The sequence below is a fragment of the Pseudomonas sp. IT-P171 genome (assembly GCF_949767765.1).
Lineage (GTDB): Bacteria > Pseudomonadota > Gammaproteobacteria > Pseudomonadales > Pseudomonadaceae > Aquipseudomonas > Aquipseudomonas fluorescens_B.
Genome location: NZ_CATKQN010000011.1, coordinates 522,374 through 546,308, shown reverse-complemented (window position 1 = coordinate 546,308; position 23,935 = coordinate 522,374). Strand labels below are relative to the sequence as shown.

General features: G+C 58.8%; 18 protein-coding genes. 3 read left to right on the top strand and 15 right to left on the bottom strand.

What is annotated here, in order from left to right; genetic code table 11:
* Nucleotides 1-12: 12 nt before the first annotated feature.
* The 6 genes from ACM6I5_RS10920 to ACM6I5_RS10895 form a co-directional block, all read right to left on the bottom strand.
* Nucleotides 13-1,860: a polyurethanase gene (locus ACM6I5_RS10920; protein WP_414880488.1), complete on the bottom strand. Its 1,848-nt coding sequence runs from the start codon at nt 1,858-1,860 to the stop codon at nt 13-15.
* A gap of 81 nt (nt 1,861-1,941) precedes the next feature.
* A complete protein-coding gene (locus tag ACM6I5_RS10915; protein WP_414880489.1) occupies nt 1,942-3,318 on the bottom strand; it encodes a TolC family outer membrane protein in 1,377 nt (458 codons plus the stop codon).
* 2 nt (nt 3,319-3,320) lie between these two features.
* Nucleotides 3,321-4,655 carry an HlyD family type I secretion periplasmic adaptor subunit gene (locus tag ACM6I5_RS10910; protein ID WP_414883809.1) on the bottom strand — a complete coding sequence of 445 codons (1,335 nt, stop codon included), beginning with the start codon at nt 4,653-4,655 and terminating at the stop codon, nt 3,321-3,323.
* Nucleotides 4,652-6,418 (bottom strand): type I secretion system permease/ATPase, encoded by a 1,767-nt coding sequence (locus ACM6I5_RS10905; RefSeq protein ID WP_414883808.1) that lies wholly within the window; start codon nt 6,416-6,418, stop codon nt 4,652-4,654. The genes ACM6I5_RS10910 and ACM6I5_RS10905 overlap by 4 nt, the downstream gene beginning before the upstream one ends.
* Nucleotides 6,419-6,498: 80 nt before the next feature.
* Entirely contained in the window at nt 6,499-6,885 is a 387-nt protein-coding gene (locus ACM6I5_RS10900; RefSeq protein ID WP_414883807.1) for an AprI/Inh family metalloprotease inhibitor, read from the bottom strand.
* Nucleotides 6,886-6,960: 75 nt separating this feature from the next.
* Nucleotides 6,961-8,418 carry a serralysin family metalloprotease gene (locus ACM6I5_RS10895; protein WP_414883806.1) on the bottom strand — a complete coding sequence of 486 codons (1,458 nt, stop codon included), beginning with the start codon at nt 8,416-8,418 and terminating at the stop codon, nt 6,961-6,963.
* Nucleotides 8,419-8,831: 413 nt separating this feature from the next.
* On the opposite strand from ACM6I5_RS10895, the gene ACM6I5_RS10890 reads away from it, so the two are divergent.
* Complete coding sequence (locus ACM6I5_RS10890) at nt 8,832-9,488, top strand: MliC family protein (protein WP_414883805.1); 657 nt, start codon at nt 8,832-8,834, stop codon at nt 9,486-9,488.
* Between the two features lie 44 nt (nt 9,489-9,532).
* Here ACM6I5_RS10890 and ACM6I5_RS10885 read toward each other — a convergent pair whose 3' ends face one another.
* The 4 genes from ACM6I5_RS10885 to ACM6I5_RS10870 are packed head-to-tail and all read right to left on the bottom strand — an operon-like array spanning nt 9,533 to nt 13,308.
* Nucleotides 9,533-10,618: a polyamine ABC transporter substrate-binding protein gene (locus ACM6I5_RS10885; RefSeq protein ID WP_414880492.1), complete on the bottom strand. Its 1,086-nt coding sequence runs from the start codon at nt 10,616-10,618 to the stop codon at nt 9,533-9,535.
* 47 nt (nt 10,619-10,665) lie between these two features.
* Nucleotides 10,666-11,007: a cupin domain-containing protein gene (locus ACM6I5_RS10880; protein WP_017338763.1), complete on the bottom strand. Its 342-nt coding sequence runs from the start codon at nt 11,005-11,007 to the stop codon at nt 10,666-10,668.
* A gap of 28 nt (nt 11,008-11,035) precedes the next feature.
* Entirely contained in the window at nt 11,036-12,442 is a 1,407-nt protein-coding gene (locus ACM6I5_RS10875) for an NAD(P)/FAD-dependent oxidoreductase (RefSeq protein ID WP_414883804.1), read from the bottom strand.
* A gap of 50 nt (nt 12,443-12,492) precedes the next feature.
* A complete protein-coding gene (locus ACM6I5_RS10870) occupies nt 12,493-13,308 on the bottom strand; it encodes a helix-turn-helix domain-containing protein (protein WP_414883803.1) in 816 nt (271 codons plus the stop codon).
* Nucleotides 13,309-13,570: 262 nt separating this feature from the next.
* On the opposite strand from ACM6I5_RS10870, the gene ACM6I5_RS10865 reads away from it, so the two are divergent.
* A complete protein-coding gene (locus ACM6I5_RS10865) occupies nt 13,571-13,843 on the top strand; it encodes a DUF1652 domain-containing protein (RefSeq protein ID WP_031318908.1) in 273 nt (90 codons plus the stop codon).
* Nucleotides 13,844-14,081: 238 nt separating this feature from the next.
* Here the strand turns inward: ACM6I5_RS10865 and ACM6I5_RS10860 are convergent, their stop codons facing one another.
* On the bottom strand, nt 14,082-16,580 hold the full coding sequence (locus tag ACM6I5_RS10860; protein WP_414883802.1) for a UvrD-helicase domain-containing protein: 2,499 nt from the start codon (nt 16,578-16,580) through the stop codon (nt 14,082-14,084).
* Between the two features lie 238 nt (nt 16,581-16,818).
* On the opposite strand from ACM6I5_RS10860, the gene ACM6I5_RS10855 reads away from it, so the two are divergent.
* Complete coding sequence (locus ACM6I5_RS10855; protein WP_414883801.1) at nt 16,819-17,514, top strand: pirin family protein; 696 nt, start codon at nt 16,819-16,821, stop codon at nt 17,512-17,514.
* A 103-nt stretch (nt 17,515-17,617) separates the two neighbouring features.
* Here ACM6I5_RS10855 and pgm read toward each other — a convergent pair whose 3' ends face one another.
* The 4 genes from pgm to ACM6I5_RS10835 all read right to left on the bottom strand — a co-directional run bounded on the left by pgm (nt 17,618) and on the right by ACM6I5_RS10835 (nt 23,841).
* Entirely contained in the window at nt 17,618-19,264 is a 1,647-nt protein-coding gene (gene pgm / locus ACM6I5_RS10850) for a phosphoglucomutase (alpha-D-glucose-1,6-bisphosphate-dependent) (protein ID WP_017338757.1), read from the bottom strand.
* A 110-nt stretch (nt 19,265-19,374) separates the two neighbouring features.
* The gene (locus ACM6I5_RS10845; RefSeq protein ID WP_414883961.1) at nt 19,375-20,775 is read right to left on the bottom strand and encodes a PLP-dependent aminotransferase family protein; all 1,401 of its coding nucleotides are present in this window, start codon (nt 20,773-20,775) and stop codon (nt 19,375-19,377) included.
* A complete protein-coding gene (locus ACM6I5_RS10840) occupies nt 20,772-22,262 on the bottom strand; it encodes a hypothetical protein (protein WP_414883800.1) in 1,491 nt (496 codons plus the stop codon). Before ACM6I5_RS10840 ends, ACM6I5_RS10845 begins: the two co-directional genes overlap by 4 nt.
* Nucleotides 22,263-22,818: 556 nt before the next feature.
* Complete coding sequence (locus ACM6I5_RS10835; RefSeq protein WP_017338754.1) at nt 22,819-23,841, bottom strand: zinc-dependent alcohol dehydrogenase family protein; 1,023 nt, start codon at nt 23,839-23,841, stop codon at nt 22,819-22,821.
* Nucleotides 23,842-23,935: the final 94 nt, after the last annotated feature.

Sequence of the window (23,935 nt, the reverse complement as noted above, 5' to 3'; positions counted from 1 at the left end):
GTCACATCAGCTTCAGGCAATAACAACACCGCCCAGGCTATCCAGCCCCACCCCGACCAACGTCACAGAATCACCGCCAAACGTTAGCACCGTATCGTTCCCGACCACCGTGGCATGAGCCCGGTAATCATCATCCGGCGCCACCCCCTGAACCCCGAGAAACACCAGTTTGTCATTCGCCTGATAACCCAACACCCGGTCATGGCCAAACGCGCCACTGAACAGGAACGTGTCGCTCCCGCCGCCCGATTCCATCAGGTCATTCCCCGCGCCGCCGACAAACACGTCGTTGCCTTGACCACCGATCAAATGGTCGTTGCCGTCCAGGCCAAACAACCAATCACCACTCACGTGAGCCTTTAGCGTATCGGCGCCCGCTCCGCCCTTCAGCGTCGAGGCGTATTGAGTCAGGTTGTTTCCCACCGCCAAACCGTTGGCCGTAACGCTGTGGCTCACGTCATCCTTGAACAGTCCCCAGAGAAACCCCGGCTCCCTGGTGGTAATGCTGCCAATGTCGCGGGTGATATTGATACCGCCCTGCCCATCGCGGATATACAGGTTGCCGGCGCCGTCATTGGCGAAATCGAAGTTTTTCACCGACTGCTGCAAGTCCAGCACATTGTTGCCCTTGCCACCCAGCACAATGTTGTAGCCACCACCGTCGCGGAAGGTGTCATTGCCATCGCGGCCTTCCAGGTAGTCGTTGCCCTTGCCGCCCTGGATCAGGTCGTTGCCGTCGCTGCCGATGATGAAGGTGCTGCCCTTATGGGTCTCGGCGTTGCGATTGAGGTCCTGGACCCAGGTGTTGCTGCTCGCCGGATCGGACAGGTTGGCGACAATAATGGTCGAGTCCTTGCTGGTCAGTTCATAGAACTTCGACTCGATCAGCCGGGCCATGCCATCGCCATAACCCGTGGGCAGGTGAGAAATCCAGGTCGGGATATTGAGGATGGAAAACGGCAGCACGTTCCACGCCGTCGAGGCGTAATGATCGTTGAAGCTGACGATGTTGTTGGTCGCCGAGTCCTGATGAGCATCGTGCACGCCCACTGAAGACAGATTGAAGGATGAGCCGTCGAGCGCGCGGAATACCGGGTCGTTCTCATAACCGACGTTGAGCACTTTATCGGTGCTGCTTTGGGTCGGTGAGGCGTAGGCAATGTAGTTGGAGTCCTTGTAGAACCCGGCCCAGTTGTCGTTGCTCAGGTCCGCCAGGCTGTTGACCGCCAGACCGCCGAGGCTGTGGCCGCTGACCAGCACATCCTTGCCCGACAAGCCGTTGGCACGGGCCAATGCCGCGACATCGCCCAGCAAGTCGCCAAACGCTTCGCCCACGTAGTTCTTCGCGTAATCCTTCGGCCCCAATGCGGCGAGCAGATCGTTGATCACGTCGGCGACCGAGTCACTGATCAGGCTTTCCCGAGGACCACTGGTGCCGCGAAAGGCGATGCCGATTTCGCTGAGATGGCCCAGGGCGTCGTACTTGCCGAGGATTTCGACCTGGGCGCTGGTGAATCCGGCCTTCTCGCCGAAGAAGGTTCCGCGGGCATCGACCTTGCCGTCATAACCCAATTGAGTCGCGGTAATGGGCGTCCAGCCAGCCTTCTGCACCGCGTCGAGCGCGGCTTTTTCCGAATCCGGATTCCATGGCACGCCGGGGATTACGCCTTGGGAGTCGGTGCCGCCAATCAGTGCGGTGACCAGCGTTGCCGGCAAACCGGGGCCAAAGCCGTGGTGTTGGTAACCGGTGGCAAAGCCGTTATCGAGGTTGTGATAGGAGTACAGCGTGATCGCCATGGCGTCGGTGAACAACGCCTTTGAATCTGCCGTGCCGAAGTTTTTGTAGTCGTACACACCCATGGTAAAGCCTCTCTTGTTGTTGGAATGCTGTACCGCTGTGCCCTCGCCACAGGTTTCCTTGACTCAAGACTCTGCATTGCCCTAGATATCCTTGCGGCGTGACGGCGGGCCTTGCCCAAACGCCTCGTCAACTTTGGCCAGGTCTTGCTCGCTCAGGGTTCCGGCGTAGTAATGCAACTTGATCCAGGCCATCAAATAGTCGTACCGCGTTTGGGCCAGGTCGCGGCGTGTGGTGTAGAGCTGTTGTTCGGCATTGAGCGCATCGAGGTTGACCCGTTCACCGCCAAGGATGCTCTGCTTCGTCGAGACCACCAGTGCTTCAGCGGACGCCAGGGCTTTCTGGTAGGCCCGCAACTTGCTCACCCCCGACTGGCACGCGCTGAACTGCCGGCGCAGTTCGATCAGTGTCTGCCGGGTCTGACCATCAAGCTGGAACTGCGCCTGCTCCATGGCGCGGCTGGCCTGGCGTGTCGAGGCGGAAACCCCACCGCCGGCATACAGCGGCACGTTGACCTCGATGCCGATGGTGTTGGTGTCGTAGCGCTGGTTGTAAGTGTTGCCGCTTTCCGATTCGTTCTGCCGCACCGAGGCGTAGGCACTGACTTTCGGCAGGTGCCCGGCGCGATTGCGTTCGACTTCGTAGCGCGCCACTTCCACGGCCTGGCGCTGCGACGCCAGGTTCGGGTTATTCGCCACGGCCATCTCGTGCCAGGTGTCGTATCGGGCGGGTTGCAGGGTGAAGGTCTGAAAGTCGTGATCAAGCGGCGCCAGATCGGCGATGTCGATGGCCGGCGCACCGATCAGCGCACCGAGTTCTCGCAAGGACGCATCCTGCTCGTTGCGCGCCTCGATTTCCTCGGCGGTCGCCAGTTCGTAACGGGATTCAGCCTCGAGAATATCGGTGCGCGTGCCCTCACCCTGGCGGAACATGTGTTCGTTCTGCTGGAACTGTTGTTCGAAGGCTTTCTTTTTCGCCAGTGCAATGTCGATCTGGTCTTGGGCGAACAGCGCCTGGGTATAGTTTTCCAGCACGCGTACCAACAATTCCTGGCTCTTGCCGCGAAAGGCTTCATCGGCGAACAGCGATTGCGCTACGCCTTTTCGGTACGCCGCATAGGCTTCGTAATCGATCAACGGCTGTTGCAGCGTCAAGGTCGAGCCATAACTGCTGTAGTTGCGATCATCGCGCTGATTTTGTCCGCGCTCGTTGAGGTAGGTGACCTTGGAAGTGTTGCGGCCCTTGTTGTAGGTGTAACCCAGGTGTGGCAACAGCCCGGCGCGGCCGATGGCGCGGTTTTCCAGGCCGGCATCGCGTTCCTTGATGGCGCCGAGAAACACCGGATCATTGCGCAACGCTTGTTCGTAGATGTCGAACGGGCCCATGGCCATTGAAGCGTTGCAGGTCAGTAACGCGAGACTCGCGGCGAAGAAGGAAAGCTTATTCATACAGCGGAACATCCTTATTCCTCGGTCAACGCGGAACCTGCGCGGTCGAGCAGCGGTTTGAACAGATAGTTGAGGAGTGAACGCTCGCCGGTGCGCACGAACATTTCCGCGGGCATGCCGGGTTTGATCACCAGCCCGTTGAGTTTTTCCATGGCCTGATCGCTGACACTGCTGCGCAGCACGTAATACGGCACACCGGTTTTCTCATCGACCATCTGGTCGGCGGAAATCAGGCTGACTTCGCCGGGTACACGCGGTGTGCGGTTCTGGTTGAACGCGGTGAACAGAATGTCCACCGGCAGGTGCGTGCCGACCTTGTCGATCAGGTTGATCGGAAGGTGCCCTTCGACTTCCAGGTGGGTGCCTTGCGGGACGATCTCCAGCAGGGTTTCGCCCTGACGCACTACGGCGCCTTCGGTGTGCACCCCGAGGTTGACCGCAATGCCGTCCGCTGTGGCAATGATCTCGCTGTGTTGCAGGTCGAATCCGGCAGAGGTCAGTTGCTCTTCGAGGGTCACGCTTTTGAGCTGCGCATCGGCCAGTTGAGTGCGGACTTCTTTTTGGTATTCCTCGATATGTTGTTGCAGCTTAAGGCGCGATTCGAGGATTCCCTGCTCTACTCGACCGCTTTCACCGGTGTTTTCTGCCAATTGTTGTTGAACTTGCGATAACTGGCGCTGGTACTCCATCAGCCGGTTGCGCGGGATGTAGCCGTTGTCCGCCAGCGGCTGCAGATTGCCCAGTTGTTGTTGCAGCGAGCTGGCCTGGGCCGACAGGTCCGAACGGGCGCGACGCATGCCGGCCAGTTGCGCCCCGGCGCCCTCGATGCTGGCGCGCAAGGCGGCCTGTTCGCGGGAAAACGCTTCGCGGCGACTGCTGAACAGCTGCCGTTGACCTTCCAGCACCAACGCCAGGCGCGGGTCAGGATCGCTGCTCAGCGCTACGGGAAAACTCACCTGCTTGAGGTTGTCCCGCTCACTTTGCCAGCGCGCCAGGCTGGCCCAGGCCATGCGGTATTGCGCCCGCAGGGATTGCACGTCGGCGACGACTTGCGTGCGGTCGAGCTGGAACAACGGCTGGCCCTGCTTCACCGCCTCGCCTTCGCGGACCAGAATCTGGCTGACCACGCCGCTGCTCATCGATTGCACGGCTTTGCGTTTACCGGAGACCACGACCGTGCCTTGCACGGGAATGCCTTGGTCGAGCGGCGCGAGGCTGGCCCACGTAAAGAAACTGCCGGCACCGACAATCGCCAGTATCCAGCCCACGCGGGCGAAATAGCGCGCATCGCGTTCAGGGCGCTCGGCGATGTAATCGTGTTCCAGGGTAGCTTCGCTGTTGTTGCTCATACGCCCGAATTCCTTGTCGAGGACGGATACTGCCGGCTCATGCTCAGCCCGGCCGGTGCCTGCGCGGGCTTTTGTTCCAGAGCGCCGGCTAGCGCCTTGAGCACGTCCTGGCTCGGGCCGAACGCCTGCAAACGTCCATCATTGAGAACCAGCAATTTGTCCGCCTGGGCCAGCGCCGAAGAACGGTGAGTCACCAGAATCACGCTGGTGCCCTGGGCTTTCATTTGCGCAATCGCGCCGGCCAATGCGGCTTCGCCGACGGTGTCGAGGTTGGAGTTCGGTTCATCCAGCACCACCAGGCTCGGTTTGCCGTACAGGGCTCGCGCGAGCGCCACGCGCTGTTTTTGACCGCCGGACAACCCGCAGCCATCCTCGCCAAGCACCGTGTCGTAGCCTTGAGGCAGGCGCAGGATCAAGTCATGGACGCCCGCCTGATGGGCCGCTTCCACGACTTTTTGCGGATCGGCCTCACGGAACCGGGCGATGTTTTGCGCGATGCTGCCGCTGAACAATTCGATGTCCTGCGGCAAGTAACCGATGTAGGGGCCGAGTTCGTCGCGATTCCAGCGATGGATGTCGGCGCCGTCGAGCCGCACGGTGCCACCGAGGGTCGGCCACACGCCGACCAGCACTCGGGCCAGCGTCGACTTGCCGGAACCGGAGGCACCCAGCACGCCCAGCACTTCACCGCTGCCGAGCTGGAAACTGACCAGGTGCAACGTCGCGCCCCGTTGTCCGGGAGGACCGGCACTGACCTGTTCGAAGGTGATCTGCCCTTTCGGCGCCGGCAACGCCATGGCGTCGTCGCTTGGTGGAAAGGCTTGAAGCAGCGCGTCGAGACGCCGATAGGCGAGTTTCGCGCCGCTCCATTGTTTCCATACGGCGATCAACTGGTCGATGGGGCTCAGCACCCGTCCCATCAGGATCGAGCCGGCGATCATCATCCCGGCCGTCATGTCGCCCTTGATCACCAGCAATGCGCCAAGTCCCAGCACGAGGGATTGCAGGCACAGGCGCAAGGTTTTGCTCAGGGAGCTGATGACCGCGCCGGTATCACTGGCCTGATTCTGCAGGCCGAGGAACCGCGAGTGCACCTGGAACCAGCGATGGCGCAAGGCGCCGAGCATGCCCATCGCTTGAATGGTTTCCGCGTTGTGCAAGTGACTGGTGGCCATCAGGCTGGACTTCTGGGAAAAAACCGCCGCCTCACCGAGCGGCTTCTTGGTCATCGCCTCGTTGAGACACGCCAGCCCGATCAGCAACACCGCGCCCGCCGTGGCAAACACGCCGAGCCAGACGTTGAACAGGTAAATCACGAACAGGTACACCGGAAACCAAGGCGCATCGAAGAAGGCAAACAGCGCCGGGCCGGTAACGAATAGACGAATATGCGTCAGATCCCCCAGCGACTGCCCGGCGTTGCCCTCGCCCCTGAACAGGTTGCGCTCGAAAGCCGCCTGATACACCCGCAGGTTGAAGCGTCGCTCCAGTTGGCTGCCGATACGAATCACGATGAAACTACGGATAATCTCCAGCAAACCGATAAACACAAAGAACCCGACGACCATGAGCGACAACATGGCCAGCGTGGTTTCATTGTGTGAAGACAATACCCGGTCATAAACCTGAAGCATGTAGATAGAGGGCACTAACATCAGAATGTTGATCAGCGCCGTAAAACAGCCGACGCTGATCAGAATGCTCTTGTAGTCGCCCAGCGCCATAATTAACGGTGCGGTGACCGGATTCTTAGCCATCTTCATGCGCTCTTCCTGAGGTGTTATCCCTCGCCTGCCTGGCGAGGTTGTTACTTACACTTTAATAACAACTTGGAGGGTTTCGATTAATGCAGCGGGTGCTCAAGTTCAATGACCAGTCCGGTTTTCGAAGTGCCTCGATACAGTCCGTCACGCTGACGACTGAAAAACACAAACTTCGACCCTTCCTTACCGGTGAGCGCGATGCCGTCGGGCTCGGGAAACCAACCGATCGGCTGCTCTCCCAGCCATCCAGCGAGGCACTCGGTGCCGTCGCCCAAGGTCTGGTTAGCTTTGAATTCCAGGGGGCAAACGTTCGATGGGTTGCCCTGCTGCGTCACCCGCCATTTTCCCGCCAGTTCCGACGGGTCTGCCAACTTCAGGCTGCTTGCCATGGCTACATCTCCAAAAAACATCATGAGCGTCGCGAAAAGCCACGCGGTTGCTTTGCAGGTCAAAGCGTCTGGGATCATAAGGCGTTTTACTCAGGGTTGCGGCTCAAGGGACAAAGAGCGGCGCTTTCGGCGCCGCCCTCCTTTTGCCTTGAATCAGGCCACGATGTCCGAGAATGCTGCCTGGCCAACGGTACTGACCAGGAAGTCAGCCACGCCATGCCCGGAGAAGTCCACCGACAACAGGCTGTTGCCACCGGAGGTGGTCAGCACTGCATCGCCCGCCGCCCCCGTGAAGGCGCTCACAAAATGCAGGCCTGCGCCGTTGGTGATACCGCTCAGGTCGATCTTGTCGAGACCGCTGACAAAATCGAGGATCTGATCGACCGCACCCGGCTTGGAGTCGCTGCTGGCCGCGAACACGAAGGTGTCCGAACCGGCGCCGCCCCACATCGTGTCTGCACCGCCCGCGCCGTAAAGGATGTCGTTGCCGGCACCGCCCTTCAGCTCGTTGGATACACCGTTACCGATCAGCAAATCATTGCCCGAACCGCCGATGGCGTTTTCGACGGTAACGCCCTTGGCAATGGACACATTGCCCACCAGGCCGCCAACGTCGGAGAACGAGGCATCATTGAGGTTGATCTTCTGGTTTTGGGTAAACCCGGAAAAATCCAGGGTGTCCTTGCCGCCCGCGTCCCACACCGAAAACACGACCTTGTCCGACGACGAAGACGCGCTCAGGAAATCGCGACCGGCGTTGGAGTTGAAACCGTAGGTGGTATCGCCGGTCCGGGTGGTCGTATTGGCGCCGTAGAGCTTCTGGATGGCTGCGATATCGTCCATCAGCGGGCCCGACGAATAGGCTTCGACACCGCCCTTGCTGAAGTTCTGGCTGGTGTTGCTTTCACTCCAGTAGCTCATGACGCTGTAGCCGCGGGTGTCTTGCCCGTAGGACGCGTCGTTGTAGGTCGGTGCGCCTTCACCGGCGTTGTAGTCGCCGGGATGGGCCAGGCCCAGGGTATGACCGATTTCGTGGGTCAGGGTTTGCCGGCCGTAGTTGTTCAGCTCCGGGGTCTTGTTGGGCGTGTAGCTGCTGTTGGTCAGGTACCAGGAGGTCCCGTCGTAACCTGCGCCCGTACCGGGCAAGTAGGCGAATGCCGCCGCGCCGTCCTGACCGCCGCTGTAGTTGCCAAAGGTCATGTGACCGTCGCCGCCGGTGGCCTTGTCCGTGAACGTCACCTTGGCCACGTCGGCCCAGGATTGCATGGCGAGCACGGCCTGGGCTTTCTGTTGAGCGCTGAATTGGCTGAACCCGGTAATCCCGTGTTTGTTCATGGTGCTCGACGAGGCCGAGGTCAGGAACGTGTAGGTCAGTTCGATTTTGCCGCTGCCGTCCTTGTCCTGGTAGGCCGCACCGTCGCGCAGTAACTGGGTGGCAGCCTGGTCGACGGAGAACGACGGTTTGCCGTTGACCGTAAGGTTGCCGCCACGGTCGTACTGATGGCTGAAACCATTGATCTGATTGAACGCGGAACTAGAGGCAGCCAATACTTGCAAGGGCTGAAAGGCCAGCCCGGCACTCTCGATAGCGTTACTTTTTACTTTCGACATAAACACACTTCCTTGTATTGCCATGGAACAGTTTTAGTCAGATAGCGACAATCTCTGGCGAGATCGTCCTATCACTCGCCCAATGAAGGCGAAAGAAAACTGACACAATTGGAAATCAAACGTCCACTCCTTTTTTGACGTCAAGTTTGAGTGATCGGGAAAGTGCCCGGAAACAATAGGCATGCTGATCAAACATTGAATGTAAAATAATGAGCCGGCGTTATTGTCGGACAATCGATAATTTAATTATTAAATAAGGGTAAGTTGTTCAGGGCGCAATCGTCCGACTATTCATCTTGTGTTTCGTACACTTCGATCAGTGAAAAATTAGACTTTTCGAGGAATGTGACCACACTGAAATACCGAGTTATCGTTCTTCACGGGGCTCACGAAATGATCCGGGTGAAGCCTGCATGAAAATGCTCACGCCCTTTTTAGCCGCCCTCCTCGCCGCCAGCGCGTGCGCGGCGACGAACCTTTGTGCCATGGCCGGGACTTCTACGGTCCTGGCGACCAGCTTCGATTGCGCCAGGGCCACCGCCGCCGTGGAGAAGCTTATCTGTCGCGACCCCCAACTGAAGCAGATGGATATTGAACTGACGCGCCTTTATCGCCTGGCGCTTACGGACGTTCATTCGGTGCCGAGTCCTGAAAAAGTCGAGATCGAACAGCGGTTCTGGGCTGACGCCCGCAATCAGTGTGGCGCCGGGGCAGAGCCCAAGGCCTGCACGATCCGACGTTATGCCGAACGTGCGCATCAGCTTCGTCAGGGCTCGGCGATTGCGCGAACCAGGGATCCGAGCAGACTCACCGATGGCCCCATAGCCTTGCGTTGCGCAGGGCTCAACGCGTTGATTGGCGCCACTTTCTTCAATGTCGAGCCGCGTGTCGTTTACCTGAAATGGGCAAATACCTCGGTCACGCTTATCCAGGTGCCGGATGATGCCGCGACCCGATACAACGCCAGGGACAATCGGGGGAACTACAGCTTCTGGCAAGACGGCAACGATGCTTTTTTCCAGATGCCGGGCTCGGGACGAATGAGTTGCACGGTCGAGCCCACTGGCTGATCGCGCAACGGGACGTCCTGTCCCGATGGTCTCGATCCAGCCTGTCAGCTTCCGGTGCGAATCTTGTTCCATACCCGCGTGCGGATCCGGTCAATATTCAGCGGCATCGCTTCCAGTGCAAACAATTTCCCCATCATTTCCGGGCTCGGGTAGACCTTGGTGTCGTTCTTGATCGCCGGGTCGATCAGACTGTCAGCCTGTTCGTTGCCATTGGCGTAATGCACGTAGTTGCTGATGCTGGCCATGACGTCCGGGCGCAGCAGGTAGTTCATGAAGGCGTAACCGGCTTTTTCGTCCGGGGCATCGACGGGCATGGCGACCATGTCGAACCAGATGGCGGCGCCTTCCTTGGGAATCGCATAGCCGATGTCCACACCGTTCCTGGCTTCCTTCGCACGGTTTTCGGCTTGCAGGATGTCACCGGAGAAACCGACGGCCACGCAGATGTCACCGTTGGCGAGGTCGCTGGTGTACTTGGACGAGTGGAAATAGCTGACGTAAGGCCGGACTTTCATCAGCAGCGCTTCAGCCTTTTTGTAGTCTTCCGGGTTCTTGCTGTGATGCGGCAGGCCCAGGTAGTTCAGGGCTGCCGGGAGCAATTCCGGACCATTGTCGAGGATCGCCACGCCGCACTTCTGCAGCTTCGCCATGTTTTCGGGCTTGAAGATCAGGTCCCAGGAATCCACGGGGGCGTTATCGCCCAACACCGCTTTGACCTTGGCGATGTTGTAGCCGATGCCGGTGCTGCCCCATAGATATGGAAAGCCGTGCTCGTTGCCCGGGTCGTTGGTCTGCAAGGCCGTGAGCAAGACCGGATTCAGGTTCTTCCAGTTCGGCAACTGGCTCTTGTCGAGCTTCTTCAGCGCCCCGCCCTGAATCTGCCGGGCCATGAAGTGGTTGGAGGGGAACACCACGTCGTAGCCGGATTTACCGGTCATCAACTTGCCGTCGAGGGTTTCGTTGCTGTCATAAACGTCGTAGCTGAAGCCGATGCCGGTCGCTGTCTGGAAGTTTTTCGTGGTGTCCGGTGCGATGTAGTCCGACCAGTTGTAGATCTTGACGGTCTCGGCTGCGTGGCTGAGGGACACGACGAGCGCCAGTGGGGCCAGTGCCAGGGTCTTTCGGATCATGAGTGGATTCCTGTGTAGGTTTTTTTTGTTGGCAGGCAATCAGAGGATCAAAAAATCAAAACGTAGGTCTTGCGCACGGTTTCCTGGATGTCCCAGATACCGAGGCTGTTGGCTGGCAACATCAGTGCATCGCCGGCTTCTATGGAGAGGGTTTCACCGTCGTCCGGGGTGAAAGTGCAGCGTCCCTGGATGAAATGACAGAATTCCTGGGCCACGATCTGCCGACGCCAGCGACCGGGGGTGCATTCCCAGACGCCGGTTTCGACGCCATCGTCCCGTTCGACGCTGGTGGTGGACGCCACCGCCACGGGGGTGCCCAGCGGCACGGCGACCGGGTTTGATTCCTCCAGCTTCAGGGTGGCGGTGTTCTTGAATTGCGTGATGCTCATGGGAATACCTTTCGATGTAGAGAGCGCTTTACTGCATGAAACCTTCCATGAACCCGGCAACCCCACTGGCCAGTTTGCGCCGCCAGGGCGCGGTAGCCGGGTTGGCCAGGGTCTGGTCTTCATGGACGAAGCTGCGGATGATCGCGTTGTAGCCGAGCCAGCGGCAGGGTTCCGGTTCCCAGGCTTTGAGCGCATCGAGACCGCCTTGAGGGATGACCCACGGCTGATGAACCAGGTCGGTATCGCGCTGCAGGATCAGATCGGCCAGGGTTCGCCCGCCCAGGTTGCTGGCGCCGACGCCCTCCCCGCCATAACCGCCAGAAATCGCAATGCCGCTCGCTTGATCGCACAACATGTGCGGCTTGAACCGCCGGGACATGCCCAGGTTGCCGCCCCAGCCGTGAGTGATGCGTACGTGCTTGAGTTGCGGGAATAGCTCGCCGAACAGGTAACGGCGCAGTTCTACTTCGCTGGTAGTCAGGTCGAAGTCATGACGCAGTTTGCCGGCAAACTGATAGCCGCCCCTCGCACCGAACACCAGACGGTTATCCGCCGTACGCTGACCGTAAGTGACCTGGCGGCTGCTTTCGCCAAACGCCTGGCCGCGACTCAGGCCGATTTCGTCCCAGGTGGCAGCGGACAGCGGCTCAGTTGCCACAATCAAGCTTTGCACCGGCAACTGGTAACGGCCCAACGGTGGCAAGGTAGCCGCGTAACCTTCTACCGCCGGAACGATCCAGCGACTGCGCACGGTCGCTTTTGCCGTGCGCAGGCTGCCCGATTGCCAATGGGTGACCGGGCTGTTTTCGTAAATCCTGACGCCCATGCGCTCCACCGTCCGAGCCAGTCCTCGTACCAGTTTTGCCGGGTGAAGGGTTGCGACGTGCGGTGCATAGATACCGCCATATGGCTTGGCAATTCTGATTTGCTGAGCCAACTGCTCCGGGCTGAGCCAGCGGTAATCACTTTCGCTCAGGCCTTGTTGGTAGAGCTTGTCGAGATAGTGCCGCAGGCTGGCTTCCTGTTCCGGATAGCGCGCGGCGCAATACAGCGCCCCGCCTTTGCGAAAATCGCAGTCGATGCCTTCACGTTCGAGGACAATCTCCACTTCATCCGGAATGCTGTGCAGCAGATCATAAGAGGCGCGGCGCTGTTCGGCCGATAGATCGGCCAGCAAGCGGTCTTCGCCAAGGATATTGCCCATCAGCCAGCCGCCGTTGCGGCCCGAGGCACCAAAACCGGCGGTCTGCGCTTCAATGATGGCGATGTCCAGGCCTGGCGCCAGACGTTTGAGGTAGTAGGCGGTCCAGAGGCCGGTGTAGCCCGCGCCAATGATGGCGACGTCGACGTCCAGATCCTGTTCCAGCGCCGGACGCGCCAACAATGGCTCGTCGAGCTGGTCCATCCACAAACTGATAGTGCGCCACGCCGGCATGCAAGACTCCGCCACTCAAGTTTCGATGGCGTTGATCCTAGTGCGTGGGCTCAGAGGCTGTCTTGCGCGCGTGCACGCAAAGAAATTTGTTTAGCGTAGGCCTTCGGCGACAGGCCGGTGTGCTGACGGAAACAGCTATAGAACGCCGACAGCGAATTGAAGCCGGCGGCAAACGCCAGTTCATCGATCCGCAGCGGCGGCGTGGCGGTGTCCAGTGTGGCGAGCAGATGCTGTAACCGGGCCTGGTTAACGTAGCGATAGAAACTCTGGCCCAGCACCTGATTCAGCAGATAGGAAATCTGATTGCGACTGTAGCCGCACTCCTTCGCCACCCGTTGCAGGTCGAGCTCGGGGTCCAGATAGGGCTGCTGACGCTGGAAATACTGTTGCAGGTCTTGCGCCATGAAACTCAGCTGACGCGGCGACAACCCGAGCCGACTGGCGGCCGGACGCTGATTGTTGGCGGTTTTGCTGACGGAGCGCTCATGCATCAGCGAGGCGTACTCATTGACCCGCCAGATCAGCCCGTCGCGCACGGTAATCGCCTCACTGGCACGAAAGGACACCAACCCTTCGCCACCGCGCAGGGTAATGCGGTACTGAATGAATGCCGTGTTGCCGTCCAGTCGAATGCGGTCCGAGTGCTCCAGCGCTTCATCGGGATCGCGTGGCATGCTGCTGCGCACATACTCGCGCAACTCGTCCAGACCCATCACACGGTTCTGGAAAAAGTCGTTGTACTGAACATCCGGGTGATAAAGCGCCATGACCCCGTCCAGGTCCCGGTGTTTCCAGCGCAAGTGATAGCGCATGACCGTCTCGCTCGTGGCCTGGGTTTGCAGCGGACCATCATCATCGGCGGGCATAAAGGTCTCGATGAGAAAAAAGCGAGCTTGCCGAAATTCAGCCCCGGCTTCAACGTCGATTCGATAATGGCTTTTTGCCTATCATTGTGGCGCTGTGATCTGAATCAAAAAAAACTGAACCAATCGCTAAACGGCCTGAAAAATCCACATTATTTTCACATCCGGATGCTACTTTTAAATGCAGTCACCGGTTGAGCCAATGAAGGCTCTTCCCTCCTAACATGAGCTAACGGAAGCGCTCGATGAAGAAGGCGGGCAACATATGAATAAAGGGTTCAGTAAAGTCACCTTTCCAAACGCCTGCCAGCTGATGCGCTGGCATTTTCATCCCATGGGTTTTGAGGCGAGCATGGATGCACCGGGCAGCATGATCGCCCGTCTGTTTGACCGCGCCAGTGGCGAGACCATGATCGCCATCGCTGGTATACCCTGCGCAACAGTCATGAATGCCGCGGATGTGGAACGCATAATCGAAGCGGTGGAGGATGAACTTGAGTCTTTCATTCCACCGGCGGCCCTCAGGAGTTATGCCTGAAGGCTGAGCCAGTCGTAAAAAAGCCCACGTCAGGTGCAATGTTGTTCACTTAAGAGTGTCTTGAATCAAAGGAAACTTGTGGCGAGGGAGCTTGCTCCCGCTTGAGTGCGTAGCACTCACAAAACTCGGCAATAGTTGTCAGATTTTTGGGGCCGCTACGCAGCCCAGCGCGAGCAAGCTCGCTCGCCACAAAGGTATGCACGATCCAAGAGCGCGCTTAAGTGAACAGCATTGCACGTCAGGTGGGCTTTTTATTGTCCGCTGATTGAACAGCCTTGCCCGCGCGGTGATCGGCAAAGAATGGTTTGCCCTTGCCGATCTTATCGGAAGCCTTCGGCATGTTCGCCGCCGGAGTGTCCTGACCATCGACGTACCAGTAGCAATGGCTCACCGCACGCGTGATGCCGACATAGGCCAGTCGCAGAATCTCGTCTTTTTGTGCGTTATCGTAAGCTTCTCTGTCGCCAGCCTTGCCCAGACCTGCCATGCGGTAGACCTGATTCTTGTAAGGCGAACTGGTCAGGTGCTGACAATCTCCCAGCAGAAACACCGCATCGGCCTGAAGGCCCTTGGCGCTGTGATAGGTCAATTGCTTCAATCGACGCGACTCGTACGGCAAGCTAGAATCAACATTAACCACAGGCTGAATATGCTCTTCTATCAATGACTTATCGCTACTTTTTCGATAAAGCATCAAGATTGAGTCACCCTTTCTGTAGTGCTCCATCAGCCGCATGGCCATGCCCTTATCGTCGCGATCCAGCACATTCACTGGAAGCAACGACCTGGCCTCGCCACTGGCCTTGGCCTTTTTCCCGGCAATGGCGGGCGCGGCGCGCACGATATGTTCGGCGGCATCGATGATGTGCTGATGGCTACGATAATTGTCACTGAGCATGACCTTGGTGGTGCTCGGCGACGGGAATTCCTTGTTGAACTCCATAAAGTACGTGGGTGAACTGCCGCGCCATCCATAAATGGACTGCCAGTCATCACCCACGCAGAGCAGCGACGAACGCTGGGCGCCGCGACCGACGTGCATGGCCGGGCCACGACTGCGAATTTCCGCCAGGCTGGCACGAATCCAGGAAACGATCTGCGGCGATACATCCTGAAATTCGTCGATCATCAGGTGCGACAGCGGTCGCAGCAATTCGTCGCTCAGCAGCTTCTGATTTTCCGGGGAGTGCTCGCTGAACAAGGCAAACATGCGGTTGTAGGTCATCACCGGTGGTTTTTGATCCAGCAGATGATCTTCCAGCGCACGCCAGTAAAGACTCAAGGCTTCGAAGAAAAAACGGTCCGGGTCGTCCTTGGCGAAACTCATCTGGCCAACCGCGTCCGGAACATCCAGGCCCAGGTTCTCGATAAATCCGGCCGCCGCGACGAAACAGTCGAGCAACGGCGCGGAACCGAGTTCGCCCTTGACCTTGTAATCGAACCCCGGCCCGGCGCTGGCATCCCCTGCGAGCGAAGCCAAAACACGTTTTGAAGATTCGTAACTATCCAGCCATATCAAAGGCTTACGACAGAAAGCTTGAAACAGTGTTCGCTTTACAGCCCACTCGGCACGAACGCTGAGCTTGGCATTCGGGCGGCTGACCTGCGGATTTTCCCGCGGATCGAACCCCAGCACCACCCAGGCGTCCAGGCTTGGAATGTAGCCATGGCAGTGAAACGTCGAGCCGTTGATATCGAACGACTGACGATTGGGCTCGATGCCCTTGATCGGCCAGGCACCGGCGCGGAACCACAAGTCCTCGATGAAATCGCACAACTCTTCATCTCGCTTCGCGGCCAGTTCGGTCACGGCCATGCGCTTTTGCACGTCCGGGTGATCGCGCTCCAATTCCTTGAGCTGCAAGGCATGGCGGGATAACGGCGTGATCAGATTGCGAAAACGTTCATCGCGGGTGTGCAGGTTGTGATAACAGGCGTTGAGCTGCTGACGCTGGGCGTCATTGATGCGAAGGTCGAACGGATTGCTGTCGGCCTCCTCATCGCTATTTTGAGAGCGGTGGCTGAGGTTTTCGAAGGCTTGTAGCCGTTCGAAGCCCGGCAGACTGCGCACCATCGGCAGGATTCGCGAATGGAAGGTCCGCACCAGATCCCGTGCTTGTTTGAAGCTCAGCTCTCGGCCCCAGAGCGCAAACAGCTCGATCAGCTTATTGATGAAGTCCTTGCGCGACTCACGCGTAAACGTCACTACGGTCATCGAGTCGAGTTCGAAACCCAGGTAGTGAGTCAGCAGCAAGATACGCAGCACCAGCGTGGTGGACTTGCCCGCCCCCGCGCCGGCGATCACCGATGTTGATGGCGTGTCGCTGAAAATCATCTTCCACTGTGCAGCGCTGGGCTGGGCATGGGCTGGCAGAAACCGGGCGACGTCAGCCTTCATGCGCTTTTTCAAGTCAGCACTCAGCGGTAGGCGCCAATCATCGAACAGGTTGTCGTCGACGCTCGGTGGGCGGTGTTCGGTCGAACGCGAATCTCGGATCAGCAACACCTGCCGACCTTCCTCCAACCCTTCGAGCTTGCCTTCCTTATAGCCATAATCCACCCCCGCGATGTGGCCACTGCGGAAGCCATCCGCCTGGCCATGCAACCATGACGCGCGGTGTTGCGCGCGCAGCCGGGTCAGGCCATGGCCGAAGAACCGGGCCGCAAGACGCTTGAGCAGCGGCATCTCGGCCAAGGGACGAAGTTCAGGAGGAAGATCGGGGGTGTGTTGCGGCACGCGGACTGACTCCAGGGTGTGAGGCTGTTGATGACTATGGTGTCTGCATTTGCCGTTGAGTTCTAGTGAAATGCTTACAGGTCATTGGCTTATGCGATGAAGTGAAGGCCGGGTGAGAATGTTTCGAGGCTATTTAACATCAATTTATTCGATGATACTGAGGCATTTTTTACGCTTTTTATCGATCAGTCCCTGATGGATGATGCTCGCCATCAAAAACCCATTTCAGGAGACGATCATGCTCGAACTCAGACCTTTCAACTCCCTGGGCGGCGCCCACCACGGCTGGCTGGATGCTCATCACCACTTTTCGTTCGCCGAGTACCACGACCCAAAACGTATGAACTGGGGCAACCTGCGGGTGTGGAACGATGACGTGATCGCCTCCGGCACCGGCTTCCCGAAACACCCTCACCGGGACATGGAAATCATCACTTACGTTCGTGAAGGCGCGATTACCCACGAAGACAACCTCGGCAACAAAGGCCGCACCGAAGCGGGCGACGTTCAGGTCATGAGTGCCGGCACCGGGATCGCACACAGCGAGTACAACCTGGAAGCCACCGAAACCAGAATCTTCCAGATCTGGATCATCCCGAACGAAACCGGCCTGGCACCGTCTTGGGGTGCCAAGCCGTTCCCGAAAGGCCAGCGCGAAGGTTTCGTGACGCTGGCCAGCGGCAAGAGCGGCGACGACCAAAGCCTGCGGATTCGTGCGGATGCGCGGCTGGTGGCCGCGAACCTGAAGGCTGGCGAGTCAGCCGAGTATCGGCTGGACAGCGGCCGTCGTGCTTACCTCGTGCCAGCCACGGGAGTGATTGAAATCAATGGGTTGCGCGCACAAGCTCGAGACGGTGTTGCAGTGGCCGATGAGCAGGTGTTGCGGGTAACGGCCATTGAGGACAGTGAGATTGTGTTGGTGGACCTGGCTTGATGGGGTAAATGCAGGGCAAAAAAATGGGCGACCAGAAATGGCCGCCCATTTTTTATAAGCCATTGTGGCCAGGAAGCTTGCTCCCCCACCACAGGGCACTCGATTACTTCGCGGAAATAGCGCCATCCACCAATGTTTGCGCTTCAGCCACCAACTGCTTCAGGTGTTCGTCACTGACGAAACTTTCGGCGTAGATCTTGTAGATGTCCTCCGTACCCGATGGACGCGCCGCGAACCACCCGTTTTCGGTCATGACTTTCAGACCGCCGATGGCCTGGTCGTTGCCCGGCGCATGGCTGAGGATGCTCTGGATCGCTTCGCCCGCCAACTGGGTCGAGGTGACCTGTTCCGGCGACAACTTGCTCAGCAGGGCTTTCTGTTCCGGATTGGCCTTGGCGTCGACTCGCACCGAGAACGGTTCGCCCAGTTCGTCAGTCAACGCGCGATAAGCCTGGCTTGGGTCACGACCGGTACGAGCGGTCATTTCTGCCGCCAACAGCGCCGGGATCAAACCGTCCTTGTCTGTACTCCAGACACCGCCGTCCTTGCGCAGGAACGACGCGCCGGCACTTTCCTCTCCGCCAAACCCCAGCGAGCCGTCGAACAGCCCGTCCGCAAACCATTTGAAACCGACCGGTACTTCGTACAGGCGACGGCCCAGACGCTTGGCCACGCGATCGATCAGACCGCTGCTGACCACGGTTTTGCCCACGGCCGCATCAGCGCGCCATTGCGGACGGTTCTGGAACAGGTAGTCGATCGATACCGCCAGGTAACTGTTCGGCGCCAGCAAACCACCCGACGGGGTCACGATGCCGTGGCGGTCGTGATCCGGATCGCAGGCGAACGCCACGTCGAAGCGTTCTTTCAAGCCGATCAGGCCTTGCATGGCGTGGCTGGATGACGGGTCCATGCGGATCTGGCCATCCCAGTCGACCGTCATGAAACGGAATGTCGGATCGACCTGCTTGTTCACCACGTCCAGGTCCAGCTTGTAATGTTCGGCAATCGCCGACCAGTAGCGAACCCCTGCTCCGCCCAGCGGATCAACGCCCAGATGCAACTTGGCACCGCGAATGGCATCGAAGTCGATCACGTTGATCAGGTCGGCCACATAGGTGTTGAGGTAATCATGACGATGGGTGGTGCTGGCCTTCAGCGCCTGTTCGTAGCTGATGCGTTTGACACCGGCGAGCTTGTTGCCCAGCAGCTCGTTGGCCTTGGCTTCGATCCATTTGGTGATGTGGGTGTCGGCCGGGCCACCGTTGGTAGGGTTGTATTTGTAGCCACCGCTTTGCGGCGGGTTATGGGACGGCGTGATGACGATGCCGTCCGCGAGCCCCGAGGTGCGGCCGCGGTTGTAGCAGAGGATCGCGTGGGAAATCGCCGGTGTCGGGGTGTATTCGTCACCCTCGGCAATCATCACGGTCACGCCATTGGCCGCCAATACTTCGAGGGCGCTGGCGCCGGCCGGGGTGGACAGCGCGTGGGTATCGATGCCGACGAACAGTGGCCCGTCGATGCCCTGGGCTTCGCGGTACAGGCAGATCGCCTGACTGATTGCCAGGACGTGCCATTCATTGAAACTCAGGTCAAACGAGCTGCCCCGGTGCCCGGACGTGCCGAAGGCGACGCGTTGGGTGGAGATGGCGGCATCGGGCTGGCCAGTGTAATAGGCCGTGACCAGTCGCGGGATGTCGACCAACGATTCTGCCGGTGCCGGTTTGCCCGCAAAAGGACTGAGTGTCATGCAAAACCTCTGGAATAGAGTGGTTCAGGAATAGGACAGCAGTTTACTGGCAGTTTGACCGCAACGCGATGGGATCGATCCATGGGCACAAACGATGTTTACAGCCGTGTTCAGTCCACCGACTCCAGTCGCAAGGCATCTCCCAGCAGGCTCAATGCAGCACCGATGTCATGATCTCCGCCGAACGCATGACTCAAGCGCAAATGCTGCGTATGCAGCCCCTGCAGACTGAAGAGTTCGCCCGGCGCAATCACCACATGATGCTTGAGCAAGCGCTGGAACACGCGACGCATATCGACCTGACGCAGTGAGCGTGCCCAGATCGTCGCCCCGCCCTGAGGATCGACGACATGCAGGGCGTCGCCCAGACGCTCCTGCAATAGCTGCGTCATGTGCACCTTGCGATCCTTGAGCAACCTGCGCAGCACCTGAAGGTGCTGATCGATCCGGCCATTGCCGTACAAACGGGCAATGGCTTTCTGGCGAATCGGCGACAGGCGAAATGAGCGCAGCAGGAAGTGCCGCTGCAATTGCTCGCTGAAATGTCGCGACAGCAGATAGCCGTACGGCGCTTCCGAACCGATGATTTTCTCGAACGTGGAGAACACGATCAGCCGGCCGGGGTCGAGCAGGTCGCGGAATCGCAAGCCGCCTGGCTCGAATTCGAGGTCGCCGTAACAGTCGTTTTCCAGCACCCAACTGCCATGCTGTTCCAGCAACTGCGCAATGGCCAGTCGATTGTCGTCGGGCGGCAGACTGCCCCGCGGCGCACTCAACCCCGACGACAGCATCACCAGCTGCACCGGCCGGGTTTCCAGCAGTTCCTTGAGTCGCTCGACGTCCAGGCTGCCATTGGCTTGCACTGGCCATTCGATCACTTGAACATCCGCGGCCTGAAGCAAGCGCAGGATCGTCCAGTCACACGGCGACTCGACGACCACCGCGGCGTCCTTGAGACCCAGCACAGCGATCAATATTTCCAGGACTCCGCGCAAGTCTGCGCCAACATAAACGTCATCGGCATGCCAGCAACGCACTGGCGACGTGGTGTAACGCGCCGCAAGAGCGGTGCGCAGTTCGAGCTCGCCGCAAGGTTGTGAAGGTGGTTGTGGCAGACGCGGGTATTGGCGCAGCAGTTCGCGCTCCAGCAGCAACAACGGACTGTCGAGAGGCTGCAGCAGCGCCGGCTCATCGGCACTGAAGACCAGCATGCCCGGGCGCCTGGCACTGACATAGACGGTTTCGAGGAGGTCGTTGCCACTGCCCGGCATATTGATCGAGGACACCGGCAACGCGTAGTAGCCGGACTTGGCCACCGAATAGACACGCCCTTCTTTTTCCAGCAGCGAATAAGCGTACTGGATAGTCGAGATCGACACGCCCAGTCGATTCGCCAACTGGCGTAACGACGGCAAGCGAACATTCGTGTCGCTGACCGGCTCGTTGATCAGGTGGGTCAAGTATCGGTACACCGCCTGATAGGCAAAGTCAGTCTCGCGAGGTCCTTTCAATGTCCCGCTGACCATTCACCCGCCACCGCAGCATCATGGTCATGACTGGCGGCTTCGGATTGCCCGTGCGCGTCGGCCGGCTCCCCGTCGGTCACCCTGCCCTCGACGTCAGGCGTCGGCCCCATGCGGTACAGCTTGCCGATCAGGCTGACAGGCAGCCCGCTGACGTCGACCATCCAGTGCACAATCTGTTCCGGCACCGGGTTGCCCTGCATCGCCCGGTGCAAGTCAGGCATTGCCACCAGCATGCCAGGGTGGCACTGACGCAGGAAACGCTCAAGCCCGGCACCGTTTTCGACAAAAGGCGCGAAGAGCAGGCACACCAGCTGCGCCTCGTTCAACCCAAGGCTTTTCTGCGCCTCGGCCGCAGCCAGTGCACGCTGATCGGACAGCCTCGCCGGGTTGCCAAAGGTCTCCACGGCTTGCTCGCACAGACGCTCCGGCAACCGCTTGCGACGCATCATCACCAAGGCTCGCTGCAAGTAGTCGGCGACGCCGGATTCATAGCTGTCACCGTGCATGAAACACGCCTGCAAACCCCGGACATGGGCAGAGATAGAGGGACTGACGTAGTCGTTGTCACTGAGCTGAACCGTGAGTTCGTCAGACTGAAAACCCAGAAATTCGGTGAGCAGCGGCCATCGGTCTTCCCGGTTGCCGACCAGCAGGTCGTGAATGTCGATGAACGTGGTGCGACGGCAGGCTTCAAACTGTTCGGCCGGACGCCATTGCGCCTGGCCCTCTCCGTCATAAAACGTGCGGTAACAATCGCTGCCGAGTTCGTCGAGCACTGCAAACAGCATGTCAAAACCGGTTCCAGAATGACTGGACGTCGTGAGCCCGGCCTTCGCCGCCGCCCGCTTCAAGCCCTCGATAAACAGTTTCTGCTGACGCGGTGAGTCGCTGCTGATCAATGCATCGACGCCGTTGTTCCACCGGGCAATTTGCCCAACGAATTCGCCAGTGGCCAGATACCCGTCGTCCCATAGATCGACCGGTCCGTCGAGGGACCGACGATGTCCCACCATCAGCAGATTGAGTCGATTGCCTTCGCGCCCCGCGTCCGAAATCGGAGCCAGGTGCCTGAACGGCAAAACCTCCCGATTATCGGCCATCAATACTTCGACCCTGGGATCATCGTAGAGGAACAAGGCGCTGCAGCTGCGATGGATGTTGTCTTGAACCGTCGAACTGATGCCGTTCATGCGCAATGAAGCCACACGCAGCTGGAAGGTAGAAGGTGCCCTGCCGGCAATACTGAGCTGCGCGGCGCGTAGCAGTGCCAGGGTGTAGCAACTGTCCCGGGACCCGGACTGGATGGCCAGCACCTTGTAATCACCAATGCGATCCATGCCGCCCGCGGTGACCACTAATCGCTGAATCATCAACTGCAACGCTGTGCGTTCGGCCCGGGAAAAGAAACTCAGCAAGCGTTGCAGCACTTGCTGATAGACATAACTCATCGCCTGGTCATGGATAAGGGTCATCTTTATCTACCTGATACTCATAAGTTCAACCGTGAGCAAACAACGATATGCACGGCGCAAATCGATTAGCTGCCACGATTGAAGTGCTGGACGTTGTTCCCAAATGCTAACACTTAAGCTTCTGTAATTATTTGAAATGCCTGCTCGGTGCGGTTGTCCCGGCAACAGACAGGCCGCCGCAAAGACCCGTAATACCGGCGCTCCTGGGCTGGAAGGGAGATCCTAGGAAATGTCCGACAACATCCCACAGACATTTAGCACAAGAAATAAAGAAAGAAGTCGCAGATGATTGTTTGGCAACTGCACAACGATCAACGGTTTGTCGGAAATATATTAACGATGTGCATTGAAAAGTATCAAACCGATACCCAGACATGACTCTTTCCTTGAGATGAAAGTAATCATTCAATTATCAGGGCTTAGATGACGATTAGAAGATACAGATCAAGAGCAAAAACCAGTTCAGTTGCTGAACCGACCTGATCGACAGGGACGTTTCATTTTCCCGTACGCATAAAAAAAGTCCGTGCGGGGCACGGACTTTTCAGAGAGGGTGTTACGCAGGTTCGACTTGCAGGGCGACCCGTTCGCGGCATGGGCATTCGTCCATGTAGCGGTGTGCTTCGACAAACTCGGAAAACGGGAAGACCCGGGTCTTGAGTGGCAGTAGAACGCGATCGGCGGTCATCTGGTTGATGTCGCGCAAGGCACGTTGCAGTGCGGCCTGATCCTGAATGATGCCCAGTTCCGGCTTGCCGGTGAAGTTGCCGATGCAGTGCACAAAGAACTGAATGTTCTTCTGGAACGCTGCGCAGGCCGGGAATGGCGTCTGGTTGCCCCCTTGCAGGCCGTACAACACCAGGCTGCCGCGAGGTGCGAGCACATCGCCGAGCAGAGACATCTGAGGGCCACCCAAACCATCGAACACCACATCGACACCGCGGTTATCGGTAATCTTGTTGATCCGCATGAGCAGATCTTCTTCCTCGGTGACGATGACCTTCTCGGCACCCAGCGACAGCAAGTATTCACGCTCTTCGGCCGTCTTCGTGGCGGCAATCACCCGTACGCCCAGGGCTTTACCCAATTGGACGAAAGAAGGTCCGGCACAGTGACTGGCGTCGGTGACCAGGGCGAACTGCCCTGGCTTGACCCGTGCCAGATCGACATAAGCGAAGTAGGCAATCAACAGAGGCGTGTAATGCACCGCCGCTTCGATCGGGTTGAGCACGTCCGGATAGCGGGTCAGCGCCGAGCGTGGCAAAACGATCTGCTCGCCATAGACCGGGTAGTCGTTCGGGCTTTCAGCCGGGAAACTGGCGACCTTGTCACCGACCGCCAGGTCATCGACGCCCTCGCCGACCGCCGTCACGACGCCGGACATTTCATGGCCGAGGCCTGAAGGCAAACGAGCGTGGGACGAGGCCAGGTTCTGGCGCCAGAGAATGTCGTACCAGCTGATGCCAATCGCCTCGACGCGCACCTGCACTTCGCCCGGCGCAGGGAGAGCGGCCGCATGCTCTTCGCATTTGAGCACCTCGGCTGGACCAAACTTGTGAAAACGGATCGTGCGGGACATCGCAAACCTCGTCAAAGAAACCTCTAATGCCCTGAACTCTATCTGGGCTTTCTACCCAAGACTATCAGTGGCTATTAATAGTCGACATGCCTGT